We start from the raw sequence: 22,546 nt of genomic DNA, 5'->3' as shown, positions 1-22,546 counted from the left end.
TGCGCGTCAGGCTCGTTGCGGCGACGGGGCGGGCGCCTCGGCGGATTCGGGCCGCCCGTCGCGCTCCACCAGGGAATAGACCACGGGGATCACCAGCAGGGTGAGCAGGGTCGAGGTGGTGAGTCCGCCGATCACCGTGATGGCCATCGGCGCGCGAATCTCGGCGCCCTCGCCGAAACCCAGCGCCATGGGCAGAAGGCCGAGGGCGGTGGTCAGCGTCGTCATCAGGATGGGCCGCAGGCGGCTGCGGCCCGCCTCCAGGATGGCTTCGGTCTTCGCGACGCCGGCGCGGCGCAGCTGGTTGATGAGGTCGATCAGCACGATGGCGTTGTTCACCACGATGCCGGCCAGCATGATCACGCCGATGAATGCCACCACGTTGATCGTGGTGCCGGTGAGATACAACGCCAGCACCGCGCCGACCAGGGCCAGCGGGATAGTGAACAGGATCACGAACGGGTGGCGGAGCGACTCGAACTGGGAGGCCATCACCAGATAGACAAGGAACACGGCCAGCAGCAGGGTGAAGCGCATGGACGCCAGCGAATCCTCCATCTCCTCGCTCTGGCCGACGATGTCGGTGGTCAGTCCGGCGGGGAGCGGCAGCGAGGCCAGGATGCGTTCGGCGGCCTCGGCGGCGGCACCCAGGTCGCCGCGGGCGACGTTGGCGGAGATCACGGCGGCGCGCTGCTGGTCGAGACGGCGGATCTCCGCGGGTCCCTCGGCCAGCACTATCGTGGCGACGTCGTCCAGGGTCACCGGACGCTCGCTGGCCGGGTTGACGATGAGCGCGCCCACGTCTTTCAGCGACGCCGCGGAGCGGTCGACGCTGCGCACCATGACGTCGATCTTCTTGTCCTGCCAGCTGTAGCGCGTGGCGAGATTGCCGCGGACGCTGTTCACCACCTGGTCGGCCACGTCGCGGACCGAGAGGCCGAGCTTGGCCGCCAGCTCCTGGTCGAAGGCGATCTGGACCTCCGGATTGCCCGCCTCGATGCTGGAGCGGACGTCGGTGTAGCGCCCGTCGGCGCGCAGCGCGCCGGCGATGCGGTCGGCTGCGGCGCGCAGGCGCGCGAGATCGAAGCCGGTGACCACGACCTCCAGCGGCGTGGCCAGCGACAGCAGCTCCGGCCGGCTGAAGTCGTATTGCACGCCCGGCAGCGTCGCTATGTCCTCGCGTATGCGGGCCATGGCACGGGACTCGCCATCGCGTCCGGCGTCGGCCGCCATGCGCACGGTGAGGCTGCCGGTGTGTTCGCCGGCGTCTACCGGACTCGCATCCAGGCGGTTTCCGCTGCCGGCCACGGAGTAGGTGCGCTCCACGCCGGGTACCGCCGCGGCGGCCCGCCAGGCGGTCAGCAGTGCCTGGTCGATGGCGGTGAGCGGAGTACCCGGGGCACGGCGGAGGTTGACGGAGAATTCGCCCTGGGACAGCTGGGGGATGAGTTCCGTGCCGAGCCTCGGCACCAGAGCGACCGAGCCGAGGAAGATGAGAGCGGCGGTCGCGAGGACGATCGCCCGGTGGGTGAGGGCCCACGGCAGCATCCGCTCGTAGAGGACCGCGGCGGCCCGGTTGAAGCCGCTGAAGAACAGCACCAGCGGCGTCAGAAACAGCCGCATGCCAGCCGCGATCCAATGCCAGAGCCGGCCGGCGATACGTCCGGCCCGGCCCAGCGCGCGTCCGACCCGGCCGGGCGGGCGCGCGTCCATCGCCTCTGCGTAGCCCTGGCGACCGCCGGAAGAGGCGAGCATCGGGATCAGCACCACCGCCAGCAGCAGGGAGAAGAGCAGGGCGTAGGTTACGGTCAGCGACTGATCGCGGAACAGCTGCCCGGCGATGCCGGTGACGAAGACCAGGGGGAAGAACACGGCCACCGTGGTGAGCGTGGCGGCAGTCACGGCCGTGGCAACCTCGCCGGCGCCCTCCCGGGCCGCCGCTAGCACGCCGAGACCGCTCTCGCGCTTGCGCACGATGTTCTCGAGCACGACGATGGAGTTGTCAACGAGCAGACCCACGGCGAGCGCAATGCCGCCGAGCGACATGATGTTCAGGCTGAGGCCCGAGAGATACATCAGCGCGAAGGTGCCGATCACGGAAACCGGTATGGCCAGACCGATGATCACCGTGGCCCGGGCGTCGCGCAGGAAGCCGTAGAGCACCAGCACCGCGAGCAGCCCGCCGAGCAGGGCGGCATTCACGACCTGGTCGATGGCGGCGCGGATGAAGCCCGACTGGTCCTGGATGGTCACCACCTCGAGGCCGTCCGGCAGGCCCTCCGAGAGCGCGTCCATGCGTTCCGCCGTGCGGCCGGCGATCTGCACCGTGTTGCCGTCGCCTTCCTTGTAGACGGCCAGCTCCACCGCCTCGGCGCCGTCGACGCGGGTGATGGCCTCCCGTTCCTTGAAGCCCCGCGTGACCTCGGCGATATCGCCGAGGTAGACGGGCCGGCGTTCGCGGGTGGCGATTACCGTGCTCGCGAACTCCTCGACGGACTGGTATTCGTTGATGGTGCGGACGAGGAAGCGCTGATTGCCCTGTTCCAGACTGCCGCCCGAAAGATTCGTATTTTCGGCCCGGATGCGTTCCGCCACCTCGTCGATGGACAGGTCCAGCTGGGCCAGGCGCTCCTGGTCGACGAGGATCTCTATCTCCTCCTCCAGGCCGCCGCTCACCTTCACCGCGGCCACCCCCGTCACGTTCTCCAGGGCAGGCTTCAGCTCGTCTTCGGCGAGCCGCCGCAGGCGTTTCAGTTCCTCGGCCGACAGGACGGCGCTGGCCGCCTCGGCGCCGGCGCGGCGCAGGGCGAACCGCATGATGGGGTCGCTGGACGGATCGAAGCGCAGCAGCAGCGGACGGTCGGCCTCCAGGGGCAGCGCCAGCACGTCCAGCTTCTCCCGCACGTCGACGCTGGCGAGGTTCATGTCCGTGCCCCAGATGAACTCGATGGTGACGTCGGACTGGCCCGAGCGGGACAGGGAGCGTACCTTGCGCACGTTCTTGACGATGCCCACCGCTTCCTCGATGGGCTTGCTGAGGAGGTTCTCCACCTCCTGGGGAGCGGCGCCCTCCAGCTCCGTGCGTACGGTGAGCGTGGGGTAGGAGAGATCGGGCAGGAGGTTTACGTCCAGGCGGCTGAGAGACACCGTCCCGAACAGGGCGACGGCGACGAAGAACATCAGCACCGTCACCGGCCGTTCGGTGGCCCGGTTCACCAGCCACATGGCATGCGCTCCCCGGGCCGTCGCCGGTGCCGGCTCACAGCCGGTTGCGGCCGGACGCGATCTCCGCGTTCAGCTGCATGGCGGTCTCTTCGTCCGCCACCACCTTCACCCGCGCGCCGTCACGCAGGCCGGACTGGCCGACCACCACCACCTGCTCGCTCTCCTCGACGCCGGAGACGATCTCCATGCGGTTCTGCCAGGCAATGCCGGTCTGCACCGGCCGGCGCTCCACCACGCCGTCGCGGACGACGTATACCGCCGGCCCCGATTCCGTCTCGACGACGGCCGGGCGCGGCACCAGCAGTCGGGACGGGCGCGAGTCGTAAACGATGTCGAGCCGGCCGAACATGCCCGGCTTCAGCGCGGTGTCTTCCTCGTCCACCTCCACCGTCACCTTGAACGTGCCGGTCCCGGCGTCCACCACGGGGCTGATGCGCTCGACCACGCCGCGGAAACGCTCTCCGGGCAGCGCGTCGATGGTGATGAACACCGGCTGTCCCTGCTCGATCTTGCCGAATTCCTTCTCCGGCACATGCAGGTAGGAGACGATCGGCTCCAGGTCGGTCACGCGGAACATGGGCGTGTTGGCGGCAATCGTGTTGCCGACCTTCACGAGCCGTTCGGAGACGACGCCGTCGATGGGCGCGCGGATCTCGGTGTAGCTGTACTCGAGCTGCGCGAGCCGCCACGCCGCGCGCAGCGCGTCCAGCTCGAACTTCAGGTTCTCGAAGGCCCCCGCCGCGAGCAGGCCCTTCTCGTGCAGTTCGGTATTGCGCTGGTATTCCTGCTCCGCCCTGGCCAGATTGGCCCTGGCCTGCTCCAGTTCCAGGCGCAGCCGATCGCCGTCGAGGCGCGCGAGCATCTGCCCGCGCTGTACGGTCTCGCCTTCCTCGGCGAGGACCTCGCGGATCTCGCCGCCCACCTTGGCCACCACCTCCGCCTCGGCGAAAGCCTCGAGGGCGGCGGTGCCCGAGTAGACCGCGTAGATATCGTCGCGGGCGACCTTGGCTACCTCGACGGGTATCGCCGCCTTTTCCGTCTCCTTCTCTTCTTCCGCGGCCCCGGCGGAGGGTCCGGCACTCGAATCCCCTGAGCCGCCGCAGCCGGCCAGGATCAGGGCGCCGAGCAGCCCGGCGGTGAGCAGGCCCCCTGTCTTCACGTCCCGTGTGTTCATCGACTTCAATGATCCTCGCAATATCTCAGATGTCGCGGCGGTACATGGGGCCGGTCGGCAGCCGAATCGGCGGGAAAGCAGCGGACCGGTCCATTGCCCGTTGTGCTCCCCGTCTCGCTCCCTCGATACGGTCGCCGAAGATCTCGGCCCAGCGCAGCTCGATCAGGGGCCGGACCCGCAGCACCGGCGGTGTGACCGGCGTCGGCGCGGCCGCGTCCGCGGCGCGGGCCGGCGGCACCGGAAAAAGGGTCGTGGCCGCATCGCGTGTGGCCAGAGCCTGAAAGGCGGTAAGGGTCAGCGTCAGGCCGACGGTCAGCGCGAGCGGATAGCGGAGCGGGCGTGCGGGCATCCTGTGCTACTTCCATGGTCGACTAGTGTTGTAGTTAAGTATAACACCTTGTGACCGACTGACAAGAGGTATTCCCCCGTCAGGACTCGCGGCGAAGGCTCAGAGGTCGTTCTTGGCGGCCCGCTCGGCTGCGGGCGGACGCGGCAGCGCCAGGAACTGAGCCATGTCGGCGACGATGGAGGCGGCTTCCTTCAGGAGGATGTCCGGCTCTTCTTCCTCGTCCAGCGCTTCCACGGACTCGACCGGCTCCAGGCCCAGTGCCTCGCGGCGCTCGTTCTCCCGCGCCAGACGCTCGGCCTGCAGGCGCTCGCGCTCCTGCTTGCGCTCGTCCAGCGCGAGCGACACCGTCCTGCGCTCGCGCATGCTTTGCGCGGCCTCGATGTCCTTCAGCAGGTAGTCGTAGTCCGGGTCGCTCTTCAGCCGCTCGCGGAAGTTGTTCGACAGCAGGTCGATGGTGGGATCCAGCGGCTCACGCGCTTCGTAACGGGTGGGCCGGATCCGGTCCCAGGGCAGCGCCGTGGGGCGGGTGCTCTCGCCGACTTCCGCCGAGTCGATCACGGAGGGCAGGGCGATGTCCGGGTCGACGCCCCGATGCTGGGTGCTGTCGCCGGTCACCCGGTAGTACTTGCCGATGGTGAGGGTGAGCTGGCCGAGGCCGTCGCCGCTCCTGTCGCGCTGGAAGCGGTCCAGCGCGTAGAGGTTCTGCACCGATCCCTTGCCGAAGGTGCGCTGACCGATGACCACGCCGCGCTCGTAGTCCTGGATGGCGGCGGCGAAGATCTCCGACGCCGAGGCGCTGAAACGATTGACCAGCACCGCCAGCGGGCCGTCGTAGGCGACGCCGTTCTTCCACTGGTCGTCGATGACGCTGATGCGCCCGGTGGAGTCGCGCAGCTGCACCACGGGACCGCGGTCGATGAACAGGCCGGACAGCGCCGTCGCCTCGGTCAGGTGGCCGCCGCCGTTGTTGCGCAGATCGATGATGAGGCCGTCGACGCCTTCCTGTTCGAGTTCGCCGATGAGACGCTCGACGTCGCGGGTGGTGCTGGTGAAGTCCTTGTCGCCGTCGCGCTGGGCCTCGTAATCCCGGTAGAAACTGGGCACGGTGATGACGCCCACCCGCCAGTCGCGGCCGTCGCGGGGGATGGTGACGATGTCGCTCTTTGCCGCCTGCTCTTCCAGCTTCACCTGGTCGCGCACCAGGGAGAGCATGTCCTCCTCGGCACCGGGCAGGGCATTGCCCGGCAGTATCTGCAGACGCACGGTGGTGCCGGCCGGTCCGCGGATCAGCTGTACCACGTCGTCCAGGCGCCAGCCGATGACGTCCACCATCTCGCCTTCATCGCCCTGGCCGACCGCAGTGATGCGGTCCGTAGGTTCGAGCTGCCCGTCGATGGCCGCGGGGCCGCCGGGGATGATGTTCATCACCGTGACGTATTCGTCCTCCATCTGCAGCGAAGCGCCGATGCCGAAATAGGACAGGCTCATCTGGATCTGGTATTCCTCGGAGTTGCGCGGCGACAGGTAGCTCGAATGCGGATCCATGGTGCGTGCATACGAGTTCATGAACGTCTCGAACACGTCGTCGCTGTTGATCTGCTCGAAGCGCTTCTGGAACCGCTGATAACGTTTCTCGAGGATGTCGCGCACCTCGTCCCACGGCTTATCGGTCAGCACGAGACTGAGTGCGTCGTTCTTGACGCGCTTGCGCCAGAGTTCGTCCAGCTCCGCCTGGCTGGCGGCCCAGGGCGCGTCCTCGCGGTTGAAGCGGAAGGTCTCCTCCACCGAGAAGTCCGGTTCCTCGTCGAGCAGCGCCAGCGCGTGGTCGATCTGGCGCTCGGCGCGCTCGCGGTAGACCCGGAAGATCTCGAAGGCAGGCTCCAGCGACTCGTCGCGGGAGACGGCATCGTCGAGCTGGTCCCTGTATTGCTGGAACGCATCGATGTCGGACTGCAGGAAGTAGGAGCGATTACCGTCCAGGGCCTCGATGTAGGCGTCGAGGATACGGCCGGACACGTCGTCGTCGACGGCGGTGCGGCGGTAGTGGGAGCGCTCGATGAAATCGGTGACCAGCGTCGCGATCTGCTCGTGCCGGTCCGTCGGGGCCAGCGTCGGGTTGCTCTCCGGCGGGACGGCGTCGGCGGCGACGGGCACGAGGCCGCCGGCCCAGGCACCGGCCAGCATGAATGCCGTCGCAAATAAACCAGTTCTGATTCTCTTCATCATTCCAGATCCGTCCTCGATTCCGACGCAGCGGCGGCACTTGCACCCCGCCGAGGCAAGGCTAGAATGCCCCGACCCGCCAATCAAGGGCAAACGACACACCTTCGCAACGCTCGACAAGCCCTATGCAGCCACTCACCATAATCACCGGCATCGTCCTCGGCTCGGCGGCGTCGATCAGCCTCGGCCTCGCCGTGGTAATGCTGATCTTCCTCATCCTCGGGGACGAATATCCGCGGCTCGCGTCCGAGTTCCGTCCGCTGGTCGGCAGCTTCGGGCTGTTCATGGCTATGACAGTCGTGGCAGGGGCAAGTTTCTATGCGCAGCTGAAACGTCTGTGGTGGCGGTGGCCCGCGCAGGCGCTGATGTGGGCCGACGTACTGTTCACGGGCTGGTTCTACTGGCCCTAGCCGTCCCTCCGGTCTCCGCCAGCGCTTTCTGATGGGCTCTGGTCATCGCGGCGAGCACGGCCAGCTGCAGCTCCCGGCGCAGCTCCGGGGTGGGTTCGCCGCGGACCAGGCGGCCGGCCACTTCGGCCACCCGCTCCGGCACTTCGTCCATGCGGTGCCAGGTACGGTAGTCGTCACGCCGTCGTCGGAGTTCTTCGGCGAGTCCGTCACGTCCGGCGCCGGCGGCCGCCAGTTCATCGCGCAGCCGGCCGGTGACCGTTCGCTCCAGCACGGCGACGGCGTCCCGGAGTTCCCGCGGGAGGCCTGCTGCTTCCGCCGGGCTCACGCTCAGAACAGCGACAGCGGCGAACGCCGGGATCCGCCACGCTTGCGCTCGCTGCGCCGGCGCCGGCGCATGCGCGAGTGGAGTTCGCTGCGCCGGCTGCGCAGCCATTCCTCTCGCGTCACCGGATCTTCGTTCTTGCGGCCGCGGCGCATTTCCTCGCGCACCCGGAACTCGCAGAAATCCTGGTAGGCCTCGATCTCGTGGCGCAGTTCGCGCACGACCAGTTCCACCATGATGGCGTCGTCGAGAAAGCCCAGGCCCGGTATGTGATCGGGGATCAGGTCCTCCGGCTCGGCGAAGTAGGCCAGCGCGTTGATCACGCGTCCCTTCTCCTCCTCGGGCAGCTGCCACTCGGAGTCGTGGAGCATGTCGGTCAGTACCCGCAGCTTCTCGAGACGTTCCTGGATGTATGTCGGCGCCTTCCCCTGGCGCACCTCGCCGAGGAGGCTCTCGGCGGACGCGATGATGTCGTCTTCGGAGGCCTGGCCTGCGGCCTTGCGCGCCTCCTTCATGATCAGGCGGAAGTGGTCGAGATCCGTATCCTCGAGATCGATGGTGATGCGCAGCCCCATGATTTTCCTCCTCGGCGGGAAGCAGCGAGCGTACGCGGGGGTCCCGACGCGGTCAATTCCGTCGGGCGTGTACCCGGCCGCCGTTTCTGGTATACCGTGCCGCTCTCATCGACGGGCTGCCCGGACCGGCGGCCGGAACCGGAACAGGAGAAAGCATGGATATCGTAGGGAGCTTGGTAAGCCGCGCGTCGCGTCGGGCGGTCCTGGCCGCGGTCATCACACTCACCGCGGCTTGCGGTGGCGGCGGCGAGGAAGCGGCACGTCAGGCCGGACAGCCGACCACCGGCGCGGAGGCCGCCACGGCGGTCGATGCCATCGACGCGGCCGATTTCGCCGAACACGTGAAGGTGCTCGCTTCGGACGAGTTTCAGGGCCGGGCGCCGGGCGGCGAAGGCGAGCGCAACACGGTCGACTACCTCACCGCGGAGTTCCGCGCCGCCGGGCTGCAGCCGGCCAACGGCGACAGCTATCTGCAGGGCGTACCGCTGGTTTCCATCACCGCCGAGCAGGTGACGCCGCTTGCGATCGAGGGCGGCGAGGAATCGCTGGCGTTCCGCTACCAGCAGGACATGATGGTGTGGACCAAGCGCTACCGGGAAGCCGAGTCCCTGACCGACAGCGACATGGTCTTCGTCGGCTACGGGATCGTCGCGCCCGAGTACGACTGGAACGACTACGAGGGTCTGGACGTCGAGGGCAAGACCGTGGTGATCCTGGTCAACGACCCCGGTTTCGCCACCGGCGATCCGGAGCTGTTCAACGGTCGCGCCATGACTTACTACGGCCGCTGGACCTACAAGTACGAGGAGGCGGCCCGCCAGGGTGCAGCCGGGGCGCTGATCGTCCACGAGACGGAGGCGGCCGGTTATCCCTGGCTGGTGGTGAGCGGCAGCTGGAGCGGCGAACAGTTCGACCTCGATCTCGGTGATGCCGCGCCGCCCCGGGTCGCCATCGAAGGCTGGCTGACCGGCGAGGCGGCCCGCTCGGTGTTCGCCTCGGCCGGCGTCGACCTCGACGAGGCGGTGAGTGCGGCGGCGAGCCGGGAATTCGAGGCGCGGCCGCTGGGCCTGCAGGCGAGCGTCGCAGTCACTAACAGCCTGTCCAGCATGGAGTCGGCCAACGTCGTCGGCATGCTGCCGGGCAGCAAGCATCCGGACGAGTACATCGTCTATACGGCGCACTGGGACCACCTCGGCGTGGCGCGCTCCGTGCTGCAGGACCGCATCTACAACGGCGCCGTGGACAACGCCACCGGCGTGGCCGGCATGCTGGAGATCGCCGAAGCCTTTGCTGCCATGGACTCCGGCCCGGAGCGCAGCATCGTGTTTCTGGCCGTGACCGCGGAGGAATCGGGCCTGCTCGGCTCCGACTGGTACGCCAGCCATCCGCTGTTCCCGCTGGAGCGCACGGTGGCCAACATCAATCTGGACGCGATGTCGCTGGTGGGCCCCAGTCACGACGTCACGGTGATCGGCTACGGCAACTCCGAACTGGACGAGTACGCGGCCCGCGCCGCCGAGATTCAGGGGCGCCACCTGGAGGCCGAACCCACGCCCGAGAAGGGCTTCTTCTACCGCTCCGACCACTTCAACTTCGCCAAGCGCGGCGTGCCGGCGCTGTACCTGCGCGGCGGCGTCGATCACCGCGAGAAGGGCAGGGAGTACGGGCTCGCCTACAATAGTGCGTGGATAAGCGAGCGCTACCACAAGGTCAGCGACGAATACAGCGAGGACTGGGACCTGCGCGGCGTGATCGAGGATGTCGGGCTGCTGTTCGAGGTGGGCCGGGCCCTGTCCGCGACGAGGAACTGGCCGAACTGGGTCGAGGGCAATGAATTCCGCGCGGCACGCGACGCATCCGCATCGGCCCGCGAGGGCGGCTGACGGCGAGCCGCGCTTGCCGGCCCTTCGCCGGCGCGCTTACCGGCCCTTACCGGGCCTCATTGGCGATGGACCTTAGCGGCGAGGAACTCTGGTTCGGGGGCCGGGTCGGCCGGCTCGGCCTCTTCCTCCTCCCGTTCCGGCGCGCGGTCTTTCTTCTGGGTGATGTTCAGGCCGGCGAAGCCGTCGCGGGAGACGCCGAAGAAGATGGCGAAGGCGCGGGTCTCCCAGAACGTGAGGAGACGCAGCCCGTCGAGCTCTTTCAGTCGGGTGATGAGAGGGGCGCGGTCCCGGTAGTCCATGGGGCGGATGGCGGAGCCGTCGTCCCGCAGGATGCGGACGTCGGCACGCGCTGCGTGCGCGGCCCGGTGCCGGAAGCGTGCCGGGAGCAGGGCGTAGCGGAGAGTGCCTGCCTCTTCGACTGCCGTCACTCCCATCGCGTGCCCGTCGCTGGCCGCGCCCGTGGCCGATTCGCCCGTGGCCGATTCGCGATGGCCGGGCGCTTCGTCGGCCGCAGCCGCGGTGCCGAGCAGCGCCAGCAGGCAGGCGGCAGTGAGCATCAGTGGAGTCTTCATCGGCCGCACCCTCCGTGGTCATCAGGGACAGCGGAGGCCAGTCTGGCACCGGGTGGCGGCAGCTAACGAGGACTCAGGTCACAACCTGAAGCTAATTCAAGGACTTATGTCAACAAGGCAGCGTGCGGCGGCGGCCTTTCGGTGTGCCGTCGACCGGTCTCGACCGCGACCGGCCTTCTCCAATGCGCTCAGCGCTGGTCGTCCCGCCGCCAGGAATCCGAGTGGTCGTAGGGATCGAAGGCGTGATCCTCGTCGATCGACAGTGAGGGGTCGTCCAGCAATCTGAGCAACTCATCGCGGTCGTTGGCGGGAATGTCGCCCAGATAGACGTTCTTGCCGTTGCCGTTGGAAACGACCCGGCTTCCCGCCGGCAGGTGATCGATGCGGGGAGGCGGTGGCGGAGCCGGTTCCTCACGATGCTGGGATTGCCTGCGCTGTCTGGCGCGCTGCTCGGCGAGGACCTGGTTCAACAGCGGCGTGGCTCCGTGTGCCGGTGCGGGTGCCGGCCGTGACCGGAAACGCTCCAGCAGTCGCTCTTCCAGCAGTTTTTTGAGGTACGAGGTCATTTATCGGGTTGTTTTTCGTGGCGGGCTGAAGCCTCTATCGAGAACTTGATTATCCGACCCACCCGCAAACGTGCACCTGAAACTTGACATAATTTTGTCAAATTACCCGTCAATTCATTGTTTTTATGAGAGTTCTGTGACCCGCTTCACAATTCTGCGGCCGCGTGGCCGGGACTCATGCCGGCGTCCGGCTCCGGGGCCGGCGCATGGCACGCCAGGTCAGGCGGGCGACGGTCACCACCACCCAGGGGCTCAGCACCAGAAACCAGGTGCTCGGATTGCCGCGGCCCAGTGCGCCCCAGATCTCGCCGTAGAAGCCCCTGAGGCCGCCCGGGTATTCGCCGAAAATCAGGAAGCCGACCCCGTAGACCGCGGCCGGCAACAGGAGCACGCCGCCGAGTACGAGAACGGCGGCGAGCAGCGACTCGCGCTTGACCGCGCTCCGGAGGATGGATCCGGTGTCGTCTTTTTCCTCTGCCATTGCGAGAATCCGTCCGTTAAGCGGCAATTCGCCGGCGATGCGACGTCTGTTCAGCGGCGATCCTCGGCGAGTTGCGGGGCGGAATCAAGCCCCGGTGGATCGAGCCCCGAGGAGTATCCGGAGGAGCACATGGCCGAAAACGGCAAACAGGAACTGTGGATTTTCGGCTATGGCTCGCTGGTGTGGCGGCCCGACTTCCCTCACGCGGAGGCGGTGCCGGCCTGGAGCGAGGGGCAGCAGCGCCGATTCTGGCAGGCCTCGACCGACCACCGGGGCACGCCGGCCCGGCCCGGCCGGGTCGCGACGCTGGCGCCGGAGCCGGGTGCCCGCTGCCGCGGGGTCGCCTACCGGATAGAGGCCGGGTCGCGCGCGAAGGTGCTGACCTATCTCGACCATCGTGAGAAGAATGGTTATCTGAAGCGCACGCTCGGCATCGCACTGGACGACGGCCGGCGCGGCGAGGCCATCACCTATGTCGCCGATCCGGCTGGGAAACACTATCTCGGCGCGGCGCCGCTCGCCGAGATGGCGCGGCAGATCCGGATCAGCGCCGGTCCCAGCGGACCGAATTCGGAATACGTCCTTCGTCTGGCCGAGGCGCTGCGCGGCCTTGGCGCCCCGGAGCACGAGGAGGTGTTTACGCTGGAGGCGCTGCTGCGACGGACGGAGTCCGGCTCAGGGGCGTAGGCGCTCGCGCCGGCGCCTGCGCCAGATGCGGGCCCCGAGATGCAGGCAGCAGCCCGCGAACAGGAGGTAATAAGGCACGACCCAGTACCAGTCGCTGACGTACAGGGTGGCGAACAGCGCCAGGAAGCCGGCGGTTATGTAGAAATAGGGGAGGGCTTCGTACAGCAGCGTGGGCAGCCAGACGCGGCGGTTCGCCAGCGATCGGCTCCGTACGCGGAGCGTGCTCGCGCCCGTTGCCTGTGCTTCCCTGCTGCCCATCAGTGGCGCATCCGTCCCGACCTCGTGCGGTCTCCCCAGCGCCGCCGAGAGTAGCGCATGCGTCGAGTCTAGTCCGTGATTGGTCTCACACTCAGGCGTCGGCGCCGGGAACCCGGGCCGTCTCCTGGTAGCGGAAGCGGCTGTCGCCGATCACCAGCGTATCGCCCGGTTTCAGATCGGCCCGCGGGGTGCGTTCGCCGTTCACGTAGATGCCGTTCTTGCTGCCCAGGTCCACGACGTGCACCCGGTCGGCCTCGTTGATGATGGCCGCGTGGAAGCGGCTGACGAACGGTGTCTTCAGCTGGATGTCGTTGCCGGCGGTGCGGCCGATGGTGATGCGTTCGCGGAACAGCGGGTAGCGGATGTCCTGGCCGTTGACCTCGGCGACCAGGGAGCGGCCGACCCGCGCCTGGCCGGGGCCCGGCTCGTCTTCACCGGCCATGCTGCGGGCCATGCGGGCGTCGAGGTCCTGCATGGAGGCCTCGATCGTGCCGAGCCTCGAGATGTGTTCGCGCAACTGCTCGAGTTCGGCGGACAGTTCGCCATTGCGGGTGAGTGCGTCGGCGAGTTCGGTGCGGGTCCCGTGCAGCTCGCCGCGCAGAGACTCGATCGCGTCGGCGTCGGCTTCCTCGCGGGATTCCCGCGTGGCCAGCCGTTCCTTCAGGTCGTCGACCCGGCTCTCCATGTGCGCCAGTCGCGACCGTGTCTTCTCCAGTTCCTGATCCCTGTCGCACAGCTCGTGCCAGACCTGCTGGAGTTCCTCGCTGCGTTCCTCGAGCTCGCCGGCCGCCTCGGACCGGGCCGTTTCCGCTTCTCCGGCGGCCGAGCGCGCCTCTGCCAGCGCGGTGCGGAGCGCGGCGGCCTCACCGCCGAGCCGCTCGTTGTCGGCCTCCAGCCGCCCGATGGCCTCGTCCTGCTCGTCGATGCGCCGGCCGAGTTCCTCGCGGAGTTGCGCCAGTTCCCCGCTGCGCGTCTCCAGTTCGCCGCGGGCTTGCGTGCAGGAACGATTTGCCTCTTCCAGCGCTGCACGCAGACCGGCGGCTTCGTGGCCGACTCGTTCGTTCTCGGCCTCCAGCCGGCGGATGGTGTCGTCGCGCTCTTCGATGCGATTGCCGAGCTCGGCCGCGGCTCGGCGCACCTCGGCGAGCGTGCGGGAGAGTTCCTCTGCCTGTTCGCGCCAGCCGGCGCTCTCCTCGAGCCGGCATTCCATCTCGGCGGCGGCGGTCTCGAGTTCCCGGCTGCGCGCGTCCCGGCCGCGCAGCTGGCGGCGCAGGTCGTCGTTCTCGTTCTGGACCCGGGCCAGCTCCCGTTCGAGCGCCCGAGCCGTGGCCTCCCGGCGGGCGAGCCGTCGGCCGAGCCGCACCGTCTCCCGTTTCGCCCGCCCCGCCTCGCGCCGTGTGCGGACCAGCAGCGAGAGTCCCGAACGCAGGCGCGAGTCCTGCTGCTCGGCCTCGGCCAGTGCCTGCTGCAGCCGTCCCGTCTCGTCCCGGGAGCGGGCCAGCTCCGTCTCGAGTCGCTCCCGCTCGCCGCCGGCGTCGGCGAGTTGCCGCTCCGCCGCGCCCAATGCCTCGGTCAGGCCGGCCCCGCGGTCGGTGCTGTCGTTCAGCTGCTCCTGCTGGGCGGCGATGCGTTCGCGGGCGGTCTCCAGTTCCTGACGCAGAGCCGCCGCGGTGCTCTCCCTCTCGGCCAGCTCCTGCTCGACCTCGTCCCAGCGGGACTGCATCTGCTCCAGCCGGCTCTCGAGGGAGCGAATCCGTTCGCCTCGTTCTTCCAGGTCGGTCTGCAGGGACAGAATCTTCTCTTCCCGAGTGACCGTCTCCGCGTCGAGGCCATGCAGCTCGGCCGTCCCTTCGTCGATCGCGCCGCCGCCGAGTGCGCGCAGCTCGTCGGTGGGATCATCATCGACGACGGCGGCCGGAGCATCGATCTTGTTTTTGCTTTCCGATGCCATGGGAAAAGTCTAGCACGCGGCCCGCGCGGGGCGAGCGTGTGCAGCCGCATTCAGTCTGCGGGTACCGTGCGAGCCTCCGCCCAGCGCCGGAGGCGGTCGATGCGCTCGGCCATCACGACGGAGAGGGGGCGCGTCGCCTCGATCTCGGCGAGGATGGCGGCGGTGTCCAGCGTCCGGTCCGAGCCGTGGACCGTGTAGAGCGCGGCGACGATTGCCTGCTCGATCTCGGCGCCGGAGAAGCCGTGGCTGGCGTCGGCCAGCGCGGCCACGTCGAACCCGCCGGGGTCGAGCTCCCGGGCCGCCAGGTGCAGCCGGAAAATGTCCCGCCGGACTTCGGGCCGCGGCAGATCGACGAAGAAGATCTCGTCGAAGCGCCCCTTGCGCACCAGTTCCGGCGGCAGGTCGTCGATCTCGTTCGCCGTGGCGACCACGAATACCTGGTCCCGCTTCTCCGCCATCCAGGTGAGGAAGGTGGCGAGGACCCGCCGGCCGGTGCCGGTATCGTCGCGTCCGCCGGCGATGCCCTTCTCGAGTTCGTCGATCCAGAGCACGCAGGGCGCCATGACTTCGGCGGTGCGCAGCGCCTCCCTGAGGTTCCTTTCGGTCTCGCCGTGATACTTGTTGTAGAGCGCGCCGAAGTCGAGGCGCAGCAGCGGGATACCGTAGACGCCGGCGGTCGCTTTCGCGGCCAGGCTTTTGCCGCAGCCCTGCACGCCGATGAGCAGCAGTCCGCGGGGCAGGTCGAGGTGTCTGTTCTCGCCGGGTTTCAGGAACGCGCCGCGGCGGCGCTCCAGCCAGCTCTTCAGGCTGGCCAGACCGCCCACCTCGGCGAAGTCGGCGGTCTCGTACTCGTAGGAGAGTAGACCGCCCCGGTTCAGCAGCTCGTATTTCGCCCGCATCACCTCCGGGATATCGGCAGAGGAGATGGCCCCATCGCGGAATATCGCGTTCCGCGCGAGGCGCGCTGTGTCGGCGCCCGTCAGCCCGCCGAGATTGCGGATCAGCAGCTCGAAGGCCTGCTTGTCGGTGCGCACCGGGCGGCCCTCGTTGGCCTGCGCCCATTCCCGGGCCACCTTGCGGACGATCTCCTCCCGCCGCGCGGGGCAGGGCATGCTCAGTTCCAGCCTGGCGGAGAAGCGCTCGATCTCCGCCGGCAGGCGGATGCGGTGACTGATCAGTACCAGGTGCCGGTTCGTGTTGCGGAAGCCTATGCAGATGTCCTTGATCAGGCGGACGTTGACCGGATCGTCGATGTAGGGATGGAAGTCCAGCAGCACGTACAGCCCCGGCTTCTCCACCGCCCGGATATGGCGCAAGACATCGGCCGGCTGGCTGTTGTGCAGTTGCGGCTCCATTTCGATGTCGAGGCGCTGCAGGCCGTCGGTGATCGTCCAGCGATAGAGCGGCCGGTAGTCGCCGCCGGTGAGATTGACGTCCTTCAGCAGCTCCAGCACCCGATCCTCTTCGTGGCTCTCCACCACGATGATCGGTACCCGCGAGTTCAGTATCAGGCTGAGGTCTTTGCGCTCGTCCATAGCTCGTCCATAACTCGTCCGTGGGCGGCTCGTTGCCCGTCACCAGTGCCGCTACATGCTAGACCATCCGCCGCGGGCGAGGGCTTGCGCCAGGTCACGCCACAGCGTTTTGCCGTCGGCTGCTAGAATCCCGCTGGTTATGAGGTACCGCCCATGAAGCCGACACTGCCGGCCGCCGCGCTCGCGCTGGCCGCCGCCCTACCGCTGGCGGCCGCGCCGCTCACCGAGGAATCGCTGCTCGACTGGGAATACGCGGGCAGCCCCCGCTACGCGCCCGATGACAATGGCAATGGCGAACGCATCGTCTATACCCGTTTCGGCACCGACGCCGAGGCGGACGGCTACGATGCGGACCTGTGGCTCATCGCGGCATCCGGCGAGCGCCGTCTCACCGCAGACGCCGCTGCCGATTACGCGCCGGCCTGGTCGCCGGACGGCCGCAGCCTCGCGTTCCTGTCCCGCCGGAACGGTGCCGCCCAGGTCTACGTATTGGGGGCGCGCGGCGGCGACGCGATGCAGATCACGGCTGCGGAGGGAGGGGTGCGTGCCTTCGCCTGGTCGCCGGACAGTCGCCGCATCGCGATACTGGCGCGGCCGGCCGCAAAGCCGGACCAGGACGGAGCCTATGTCACGGAGCGCCTGCTCACGCGGCGGGACGGTCGGGAGGGCTACCGGCGGCCGGGCGCGGCTCAGCTCGGCGTCGTGGCCGTGACGGAAGCGCGAACGGAGCCCCTGTGGCTCACCGACCACGAATTCGGCGCCGGGGTGCCGGCCTGGAGCGCAGACGGGGCCACGCTCTATTTCAGCGCCGCCTGGGATTCCGAGGAGGCGCTCGCGCTGGGCGACACGGAGCTCTACGCCGTCGCGGCCGACGGCAGCGTCGCCCCGCGGGCCATCACCGATCGCAACGGACCCGACGACAATCCGTTGCCGTCGCCGGACGGGAGCTGGATCGCCTGGACCGGCTTCGACGACGCCGAGCCGCCGGTCAGCTATCGGCCGGACGAGCTCTACGTGATGCGCCCGGACGGCAGCGAGCGGCGGAACCTGACGGCGGACTGGCCGGCGGGTGTCGCCGATACGATGGCCGGCGACGTCAACCGGCCGTTCGGACCGGCCCGCCGGCTCGCCTGGTCGGCCGACAGTCGCAGCCTGTATTTCACGGCTGCCGTGGAGGGCCGGGTGCAGCTGATGCGGGCCGGCGTCGACGACGGCGTCGTCGCGCCGGTCACCGATTTCGACGAGGGGGATATCCGCGAGTTCGACGTGGCGGCCAACGGCAGCATCGCCGCGGTCTACAGCCGGCCGGATTCGCCGCCGCAGATCGTAACCTTTCCGCCGGAGCGCGCGCAGCGCGGGGGCTGGCGCCAGCGCACCTCCCTGAATGGCGCCTACCTGGAATATCCCCGCTTCGCGGAGTACGAGGAGCTCCGGGTCAACTCCTTCGACGACACGCCGATCCAGGCCTGGCTGATCCAGCCGCCGCGCTTCGATATGCGCGAGCGCCACCCGCTGATCCTCTATATCCACGGCGGCCCGCATTCGATGTACGGGACGAACTTCTTCCACGAGTTTCAGGTGCTGGCCGCAGCGGGCTACTTCGTGCTCATCGCCAACCCAAGGGGCAGCACCGGCTACGGCGAGGTCTTCGGCAACGTCATCCAGTATCGCTACCCGGGCGACGACTTCCGCGACCTCATGGCCGTGGTCGACGCGGTGGCGGAGCGCGAGTACATCGATGCCGAGCGGCTCGGCGTGGCCGGCGGCAGCGGCGGCGGGCTGCTGACTACCTGGGTGGTGGGGCAGACGGATCGTTTCCGTGCCGCCTCGGCGCACCGCTCCGTCACCAACTGGATGAGTTTCGTCGGCACGACCGACATCAACCGCTACGTGACCGCGCGCTGGTTCCGGGATTACCCCTGGCGCGACCCCGAAGGCTACCTGTCGCGCTCGCCGCTGATGCTGGTGGACCGGGTGACGACCCCGGTGCAGATCATCCACAGCGACGACGACTTCCGCACGCCGCTGGAGCAGGGGCTGCAGTACTACACGGCGCTGAAGCAGCTCCGCAAGCCGGCGGAGCTGGTGGTGATGCCGGACGGGAGCCACGCTCTGTCACGGGACGGCGCGCCGTCGCAGCGGGCAGAGCGGCTGCGGCGCATCATCGACTGGTTCGACCGGCATCTTGGGGAGGGGCGCTAGCCGGCTCGACCTCGGCCCTCCGTGCCTGCAGTTCCCGGCCGTCCTGGCGGATGACGACCCCGGTAACGCGCCCCGTCCGGTCGCGGCGGAACAGCAGCCTGGCGTCGACCAGTTCGTTGGCGAACTCGTCGACGTCGCGCGGACGGTAAGGGATGGCCGCCTGGCCCGTGATCGCGCCGAACAGCATGTTGTCGCGGCGGGTGAGGCGCAGCTCGATGCCGGCCACGCCCTCGATCTCGTAGCGTCCGATGTAGTCGTCCAGGACCATCGGGTCGATCTCGTAGTCGGCCACCTCCCGGCGCGTCACTGCCGGCCGACCCCGCACTTGATGGCCATACTCGTGCCAGAGCATGTGTCTGAGCCGTCCTCGCTCGTCCAGCACGAACTCCAGCCTGACCGCCGAGTCCTCGAAAAAAAACTCGGTCGCCGAGACGGGCCGCATCAGGCGCGGGCGGTCGCCGGGAACCGTCAGGACGAGCCCGTCCGGCGTGTCGTCGATCTTCACTACCGCGCCATCCTCCCGGCGGTAGCGGCGGGCATAGCGTTCTCGCGCCGCGGCGTCGAGATCGATCGTCTGCGGACGGGTCGGGAGTGCATGCTCGACGGACTCTGTGGTGGCGAGCACCGCACGGTCGGTCTGGATATAGGAGTCCAGCAGCGTCCGGAACTCGCCGCCCCCGGCGGAATCCAGCAGCGCCCTGAGGTCTCCGGCGATGTCCAGGTAATAGGCCTGTCGGAAACCGCGCTCCGCCGCCGCGCGCAGTTCCCGCAGCGCCGCCTCGGGCCGATTGCGCAGGGACAATACCTGCGCGTACTGGGCGTGGGCGCTGGCCGTGTCGATGCCGGCCGAGAGACGTTCTTCGAGGTAGGCCTGGAGCGCCTCCAGCAGGCCCCCGGCCTCCTCATCGAGGCCGAGCTGCCGGTAGGTCCGGATCATCCAGGGCAGCCAGGCCTGGTTCGTCTCGTTGACCACAGGTCCGGCGACGCCGCCGTCGTAGCTGAGCGCCTCCGCGTAGGCATCGCGCGCCGCCTGCAGATCGCCGGCGAAGAAGTTGGCGGAACCGAGCCAGGCGAGGAGGCCCGGCGGGAGTGTCACGCCGTAGGGCTCCAGGTTGCGCGCATACCGGTCGGCCGTGGCGCGCACGTAGTCCAGATTGTCCTCGTAGCGTGTATTCGCCACGTACCAGAGGCTCGTCGCCTGCAGCGTGTACGGGTCCTCCGGATCCATCTCCTCCATGACCGCCAGCCAGCGGCGTGCCTCGTCCGGTTGCCGAAGGTCGGTGTGGAGGGAAACAAGGTAGTACAGGGCCAGCAGGTTGCGGGGGTCGCGCTCGAGTTCCCTGCCCGCCCAGCGCGCTGCCTCGGACATGTTGCCACGCGCGTGGGCAGACTGGATCAGATTGTTGTGGTGGACGCCGATCTCCGCCGGCTGCAACTCGAGCAGCCGGCGGAAGTGCGTCTCGGCCTGCAGGTGGCGGCCCATCGTGCTCAGCAGGTTGCCCAGGTTGGTATTGAGCGGGATCGACAGGGGATCACGCTCGTAGGCGCGCAGATACGTGCTGAGCGCGTCCCGGTAGCGGTCCTGGGCGAGCAGTACGCTGCCGTACCAGGTCAGCGCGTCCTCGTTGGCGGGGTCCAGCGAGAGAGATCGGCTCAGCGCCTCTTCCGCCGCGGAGTACTGGCCCTGCTGCAGCCGCAGCAGCCCCAGCGAAGCCCAGGCCTCCGGCAGCTCCGCCTCCAGCTCGAATGCCCGGTTGACCAGTTCCTCGACCCGGGGTGTCACGTCGTCCAGACGCTCGTTGCCGTAGTCGATCAGGAGGGAGAGCGCGTCAGCGAGACCGGTGTAGGCGAGCGCGTAACCCGGGTCCGACTCGGTGGCGCGGGCGTAGTAGTCGCGGGCGCGCAGCAGCGCCTCCTCGGTGCGCTCGTGGGCGGCATTGCGGCCCTTCAGGTACAGCTCGTAGGCCTCGACGCTTTCGGTGGCCTCCGCCGCCGTCTCCGCATTGCCGCCGAGCAGGGTGAATTCCAGCTTGCGGGCGATGGCCGCGGCGATCTCGTCCTGGATGCGGAACACGTCGTCCAGCGGTCCCTCGTAGGTCTCCGACCAGAGATGGAAGCCGTCGCGGGCGTCTATGAGCTGTGCGGTCACGCGGACCCGGTTCGCGCTGTCGTCCTTGCGCACGCTGCCCTCGAGAACGGTGGCCACGTTCAGCGCCTCGCCGATCTCCGGAATGCTTCGGTCGGTGTCGCGGAAGACGAAGGACGAGGTCCTGGCGGCCACCCGCAGCCCTTCCACGCGGGCCAGGGTGTGCAGGAGTTCCTCGGCGATCCCGTCGCCGAGGTAGGCGCTGTCCCGGTTGGGACTGAGATCGTCGAACGGCAGTACGGCGATGGAGCCCAGGTTGCCGGCGGGCCGATCCGCTTCCCCGCCGCCGAGGCGCTCGCTGACAATGTAGGCGATGGCGACGGCGAGCAGCCCGAGCAGCACCAGATCCGTCCAGCGGCCGAACAGCCGCCGCGGCGGTTCGGCGGCTTCGCTCCGGTCGGGCGTGCGGACGATGCCCTCCGGCGTGATGTCGAAGAACCAGGCCAGCACCAGGACCAGTGGGAAGCCGGCGATGGCGGCCAGGATGACGGTGCGGACCGCCGACTCCGGCAGGCCGAGATAGGGGAAGATGACGTCCGCCGCCTCGATGACCACCCAGCAGGCGACGACGTAGGTCGCGACCGACCGGAATACACGGCGCCTTCTCAGTTCGTCGATGATCACCTGGCCGGCTCTCCCAGTGCGTCTCGGAACTCCTCCGACGCGAGGGTGCGTGACGATGCGCCGATGACCGCCGCCGCCGTCTCTCGCAGCTCTTCGAGGTCGAGGTGTCCGTCGCCGTCCGCGAGTCGGCGAAGCACGTCGTCGAGGCTGGCGTCTGCGGTCCGATCCCGGATCTCCCGGTCGAGTTCCCGGAACACCGTTACCGCCCGGGCCGTGGTCGCGCCGGTCGAGTGGCGCCGGCGCAGTCCGTCGGACTCCTCGCCCCACTCGGCCAGGTCGCGGAACGTGTCGCTGCTGCGCTGAGAGGTCACCGTGCCGGTGCGGCGCAGGACCTCCACGCTGTAATACTCGGCCAGTCCCTCCAGAATCCAGTCGTCGCCGCGCACGGTGTCGCGGCCGAGGGCGATGTGCATGAGTTCGTGCAGCAGCGTGCTTGTGCCGTTCTCGCTGATCAGCGGGCGGTCGGCGTGGACGTAGAGCGAGTCGGGGGCCGACAGCGCGCCGCGCCACATGGGATCGCCGGCGGAGACCACGGTGAGCCGCTCGGGGAAATCCGGTACCAGCCGCACCATGGCGGGCAGGTTCCAGTTCAGCAGCGCCAGCACGTCGACGCGGCGCACGCCCTGGTCCACGGGCCCGGCCACCGCCACGCGCACGCCGGCGATGACGTCCCGGCGCACGCCGAGGTTGCCGGCCACCATCCAGCCGGTGGGCCGATCGAAGCGGCGTTCGTCGTTCACGACCCGATAGCGGCCGTTTTCTTCATGGTAGGGCGTGACGACGGACCATCCGCGCGGCACCCTGAGGCTGAGCGTGCTCCGCGACACGGCGTCTTTCAGGGTGCGGGTCGCGGCAGCCGGAAAAGCGTCTTCGCCCCGGAACAGGGCCCACTCGGGGCCGAGCCGGGCGTCGTAGGCCTCGCCGCGGGGATGCACCAGCGCCGCCTGCCAGCGCAGGGTCCCGCCCCCCTCGGGCGGACGCCAGACGAGCTTGCCGCCGCGGCGCTCGATCTCGCCGTCGCCGGAGAATTTCGTCCAGCGTTCGCCGGACAGGCTGAAGCGGGCCTCGCGCAGCAGGTGGCGCGGCTGCTCGAGCGTGATCGATGCCCGGGCGACGCCCTGCAAGGGCTCCAGCACGAGTTCGTAATGCAGCCGGTACGTGAGTTCGTCCGCCGCGGGCGCGGCCGCCGCCTCGCCGGCGATGCGGCAGGCGCTCAGCGGAAGGCAGATCAGCAGGAGGAGGCAGGTATATCGCATTCTGCGTATTATGCGTAAAACGGCGGCACCGAACAGGGAAGACGGTGGGGCCGCATGCCGCAGCCGCGGCCGGGCAATCCCGCCGGGTCGCGGGCCGCCGTTTGGCCACA

The 22,546-nt window shown here is 68.8% G+C and carries 18 protein-coding genes; 4 read left to right on the top strand and 14 right to left on the bottom strand.

Going from position 1 to position 22,546, the window contains the following annotated elements:
* Positions 1 to 6: 6 nt before the first annotated feature.
* The 4 genes from ACJMKZ_RS12195 to ACJMKZ_RS12180 all read right to left on the bottom strand — a co-directional run bounded on the left by ACJMKZ_RS12195 (position 7) and on the right by ACJMKZ_RS12180 (position 6,971).
* On the bottom strand, positions 7 to 3,222 hold the full coding sequence (locus tag ACJMKZ_RS12195; RefSeq protein ID WP_405233483.1) for an efflux RND transporter permease subunit: 3,216 nt from the start codon (positions 3,220 to 3,222) through the stop codon (positions 7 to 9).
* A gap of 34 nt (positions 3,223 to 3,256) precedes the next feature.
* Complete coding sequence (locus ACJMKZ_RS12190) at positions 3,257 to 4,396, bottom strand: efflux RND transporter periplasmic adaptor subunit (RefSeq protein WP_405233481.1); 1,140 nt, start codon at positions 4,394 to 4,396, stop codon at positions 3,257 to 3,259.
* Between the two features lie 25 nt (positions 4,397 to 4,421).
* Positions 4,422 to 4,745, bottom strand: coding sequence for a hypothetical protein (locus ACJMKZ_RS12185; protein WP_405233480.1), 324 nt, complete (start codon positions 4,743 to 4,745; stop codon positions 4,422 to 4,424).
* A gap of 99 nt (positions 4,746 to 4,844) precedes the next feature.
* A complete protein-coding gene (locus ACJMKZ_RS12180; RefSeq protein WP_405233479.1) occupies positions 4,845 to 6,971 on the bottom strand; it encodes a carboxy terminal-processing peptidase in 2,127 nt (708 codons plus the stop codon).
* 122 nt (positions 6,972 to 7,093) lie between these two features.
* Between ACJMKZ_RS12180 and ACJMKZ_RS12175 the strand changes: the two genes are divergently transcribed.
* On the top strand, positions 7,094 to 7,378 hold the full coding sequence (locus tag ACJMKZ_RS12175; protein WP_405222114.1) for a hypothetical protein: 285 nt from the start codon (positions 7,094 to 7,096) through the stop codon (positions 7,376 to 7,378).
* Here the strand turns inward: ACJMKZ_RS12175 and ACJMKZ_RS12170 are convergent.
* Positions 7,353 to 7,703, bottom strand: coding sequence for a hypothetical protein (locus tag ACJMKZ_RS12170; RefSeq protein ID WP_405233478.1), 351 nt, complete (start codon positions 7,701 to 7,703; stop codon positions 7,353 to 7,355). The two genes, ACJMKZ_RS12175 and ACJMKZ_RS12170, sit on opposite strands and share 26 nt — an antisense overlap.
* A 2-nt stretch (positions 7,704 to 7,705) precedes the next feature.
* Positions 7,706 to 8,275, bottom strand: a complete 570-nt coding sequence (locus tag ACJMKZ_RS12165) for a YkvA family protein (protein ID WP_405233477.1) — start codon at positions 8,273 to 8,275, stop codon at positions 7,706 to 7,708.
* Between the two features lie 155 nt (positions 8,276 to 8,430).
* Between ACJMKZ_RS12165 and ACJMKZ_RS12160 the strand changes: the two genes are divergently transcribed.
* Positions 8,431 to 10,158: a M28 family metallopeptidase gene (locus ACJMKZ_RS12160; RefSeq protein ID WP_405233476.1), complete on the top strand. Its 1,728-nt coding sequence runs from the start codon at positions 8,431 to 8,433 to the stop codon at positions 10,156 to 10,158.
* A gap of 56 nt (positions 10,159 to 10,214) precedes the next feature.
* Here ACJMKZ_RS12160 and ACJMKZ_RS12155 read toward each other — a convergent pair whose 3' ends face one another.
* The 3 genes from ACJMKZ_RS12155 to ACJMKZ_RS12145 form a co-directional block, all read right to left on the bottom strand.
* A complete protein-coding gene (locus tag ACJMKZ_RS12155) occupies positions 10,215 to 10,730 on the bottom strand; it encodes a hypothetical protein (RefSeq protein ID WP_405233475.1) in 516 nt (171 codons plus the stop codon).
* 188 nt (positions 10,731 to 10,918) lie between these two features.
* On the bottom strand, positions 10,919 to 11,296 hold the full coding sequence (locus ACJMKZ_RS12150; protein ID WP_405233474.1) for a hypothetical protein: 378 nt from the start codon (positions 11,294 to 11,296) through the stop codon (positions 10,919 to 10,921).
* 175 nt (positions 11,297 to 11,471) lie between these two features.
* A complete protein-coding gene (locus ACJMKZ_RS12145) occupies positions 11,472 to 11,777 on the bottom strand; it encodes a hypothetical protein (protein WP_405233473.1) in 306 nt (101 codons plus the stop codon).
* Between the two features lie 129 nt (positions 11,778 to 11,906).
* Here ACJMKZ_RS12145 and ACJMKZ_RS12140 point away from each other — a divergent pair, with 129 nt between their 5' ends.
* On the top strand, positions 11,907 to 12,464 hold the full coding sequence (locus ACJMKZ_RS12140) for a gamma-glutamylcyclotransferase (RefSeq protein ID WP_405233472.1): 558 nt from the start codon (positions 11,907 to 11,909) through the stop codon (positions 12,462 to 12,464).
* Here the strand turns inward: ACJMKZ_RS12140 and ACJMKZ_RS12135 are convergent.
* The 3 genes from ACJMKZ_RS12135 to ACJMKZ_RS12125 form a co-directional block, all read right to left on the bottom strand.
* Complete coding sequence (locus ACJMKZ_RS12135; protein WP_405233471.1) at positions 12,453 to 12,722, bottom strand: hypothetical protein; 270 nt, start codon at positions 12,720 to 12,722, stop codon at positions 12,453 to 12,455. The two genes, ACJMKZ_RS12140 and ACJMKZ_RS12135, sit on opposite strands and share 12 nt — an antisense overlap.
* A 91-nt stretch (positions 12,723 to 12,813) precedes the next feature.
* The gene (locus ACJMKZ_RS12130) at positions 12,814 to 14,673 is read right to left on the bottom strand and encodes an FHA domain-containing protein (RefSeq protein ID WP_405233470.1); all 1,860 of its coding nucleotides are present in this window, start codon (positions 14,671 to 14,673) and stop codon (positions 12,814 to 12,816) included.
* Positions 14,674 to 14,723: 50 nt separating this feature from the next.
* Entirely contained in the window at positions 14,724 to 16,208 is a 1,485-nt protein-coding gene (locus tag ACJMKZ_RS12125; RefSeq protein ID WP_405233469.1) for an AAA family ATPase, read from the bottom strand.
* 153 nt (positions 16,209 to 16,361) lie between these two features.
* Here ACJMKZ_RS12125 and ACJMKZ_RS12120 point away from each other — a divergent pair, with 153 nt between their 5' ends.
* The gene (locus ACJMKZ_RS12120; protein ID WP_405233468.1) at positions 16,362 to 18,410 is read left to right on the top strand and encodes a S9 family peptidase; all 2,049 of its coding nucleotides are present in this window, start codon (positions 16,362 to 16,364) and stop codon (positions 18,408 to 18,410) included.
* On the opposite strand, the gene ACJMKZ_RS12115 is transcribed toward ACJMKZ_RS12120, so the two are convergent.
* Complete coding sequence (locus ACJMKZ_RS12115) at positions 18,370 to 21,180, bottom strand: tetratricopeptide repeat protein (RefSeq protein ID WP_405233467.1); 2,811 nt, start codon at positions 21,178 to 21,180, stop codon at positions 18,370 to 18,372. The genes ACJMKZ_RS12120 and ACJMKZ_RS12115 overlap by 41 nt on opposite strands.
* Positions 21,177 to 22,436 carry a hypothetical protein gene (locus tag ACJMKZ_RS12110; protein ID WP_405233466.1) on the bottom strand — a complete coding sequence of 420 codons (1,260 nt, stop codon included), beginning with the start codon at positions 22,434 to 22,436 and terminating at the stop codon, positions 21,177 to 21,179. Before ACJMKZ_RS12110 ends, ACJMKZ_RS12115 begins: the two co-directional genes overlap by 4 nt.
* Positions 22,437 to 22,546: the final 110 nt, after the last annotated feature.

This window comes from Lentisalinibacter salinarum, from assembly GCF_040706555.1.
Taxonomy (GTDB): Bacteria; Pseudomonadota; Gammaproteobacteria; order Steroidobacterales; family Woeseiaceae; genus Lentisalinibacter; species Lentisalinibacter salinarum.
Note: the sequence above shows the minus strand (reverse complement) of the source record. Positions and strands in the feature narration are given on the sequence as shown.

What these genes read in the sequence shown, in the direction of transcription:
- ACJMKZ_RS12180 (WP_405233479.1), bottom strand. Translation starts at nt 6,971, where the DNA reads ATGATGAAGAGAATCAGAACTGGTTTATTTGCGACGGCATTCATGCTG.
- ACJMKZ_RS12185 (WP_405233480.1), bottom strand. Translation starts at nt 4,745, where the DNA reads ATGCCCGCACGCCCGCTCCGCTATCCGCTCGCGCTGACCGTCGGCCTG.
- ACJMKZ_RS12175 (WP_405222114.1), top strand. Translation starts at nt 7,094, where the DNA reads ATGCAGCCACTCACCATAATCACCGGCATCGTCCTCGGCTCGGCGGCG.
- ACJMKZ_RS12190 (WP_405233481.1), bottom strand. Translation starts at nt 4,396, where the DNA reads ATGAACACACGGGACGTGAAGACAGGGGGCCTGCTCACCGCCGGGCTG.
- ACJMKZ_RS12135 (WP_405233471.1), bottom strand. Translation starts at nt 12,722, where the DNA reads ATGGGCAGCAGGGAAGCACAGGCAACGGGCGCGAGCACGCTCCGCGTA.
- ACJMKZ_RS12145 (WP_405233473.1), bottom strand. Translation starts at nt 11,777, where the DNA reads ATGGCAGAGGAAAAAGACGACACCGGATCCATCCTCCGGAGCGCGGTC.
- ACJMKZ_RS12165 (WP_405233477.1), bottom strand. Translation starts at nt 8,275, where the DNA reads ATGGGGCTGCGCATCACCATCGATCTCGAGGATACGGATCTCGACCAC.
- ACJMKZ_RS12155 (WP_405233475.1), bottom strand. Translation starts at nt 10,730, where the DNA reads ATGAAGACTCCACTGATGCTCACTGCCGCCTGCCTGCTGGCGCTGCTC.
- ACJMKZ_RS12195 (WP_405233483.1), bottom strand. Translation starts at nt 3,222, where the DNA reads ATGTGGCTGGTGAACCGGGCCACCGAACGGCCGGTGACGGTGCTGATG.
- ACJMKZ_RS12130 (WP_405233470.1), bottom strand. Translation starts at nt 14,673, where the DNA reads ATGGCATCGGAAAGCAAAAACAAGATCGATGCTCCGGCCGCCGTCGTC.
- ACJMKZ_RS12125 (WP_405233469.1), bottom strand. Translation starts at nt 16,208, where the DNA reads ATGGACGAGCGCAAAGACCTCAGCCTGATACTGAACTCGCGGGTACCG.
- ACJMKZ_RS12150 (WP_405233474.1), bottom strand. Translation starts at nt 11,296, where the DNA reads ATGACCTCGTACCTCAAAAAACTGCTGGAAGAGCGACTGCTGGAGCGT.
- ACJMKZ_RS12120 (WP_405233468.1), top strand. Translation starts at nt 16,362, where the DNA reads ATGAAGCCGACACTGCCGGCCGCCGCGCTCGCGCTGGCCGCCGCCCTA.
- ACJMKZ_RS12110 (WP_405233466.1), bottom strand. Translation starts at nt 22,436, where the DNA reads ATGCGATATACCTGCCTCCTCCTGCTGATCTGCCTTCCGCTGAGCGCC.
- ACJMKZ_RS12160 (WP_405233476.1), top strand. Translation starts at nt 8,431, where the DNA reads ATGGATATCGTAGGGAGCTTGGTAAGCCGCGCGTCGCGTCGGGCGGTC.
- ACJMKZ_RS12140 (WP_405233472.1), top strand. Translation starts at nt 11,907, where the DNA reads ATGGCCGAAAACGGCAAACAGGAACTGTGGATTTTCGGCTATGGCTCG.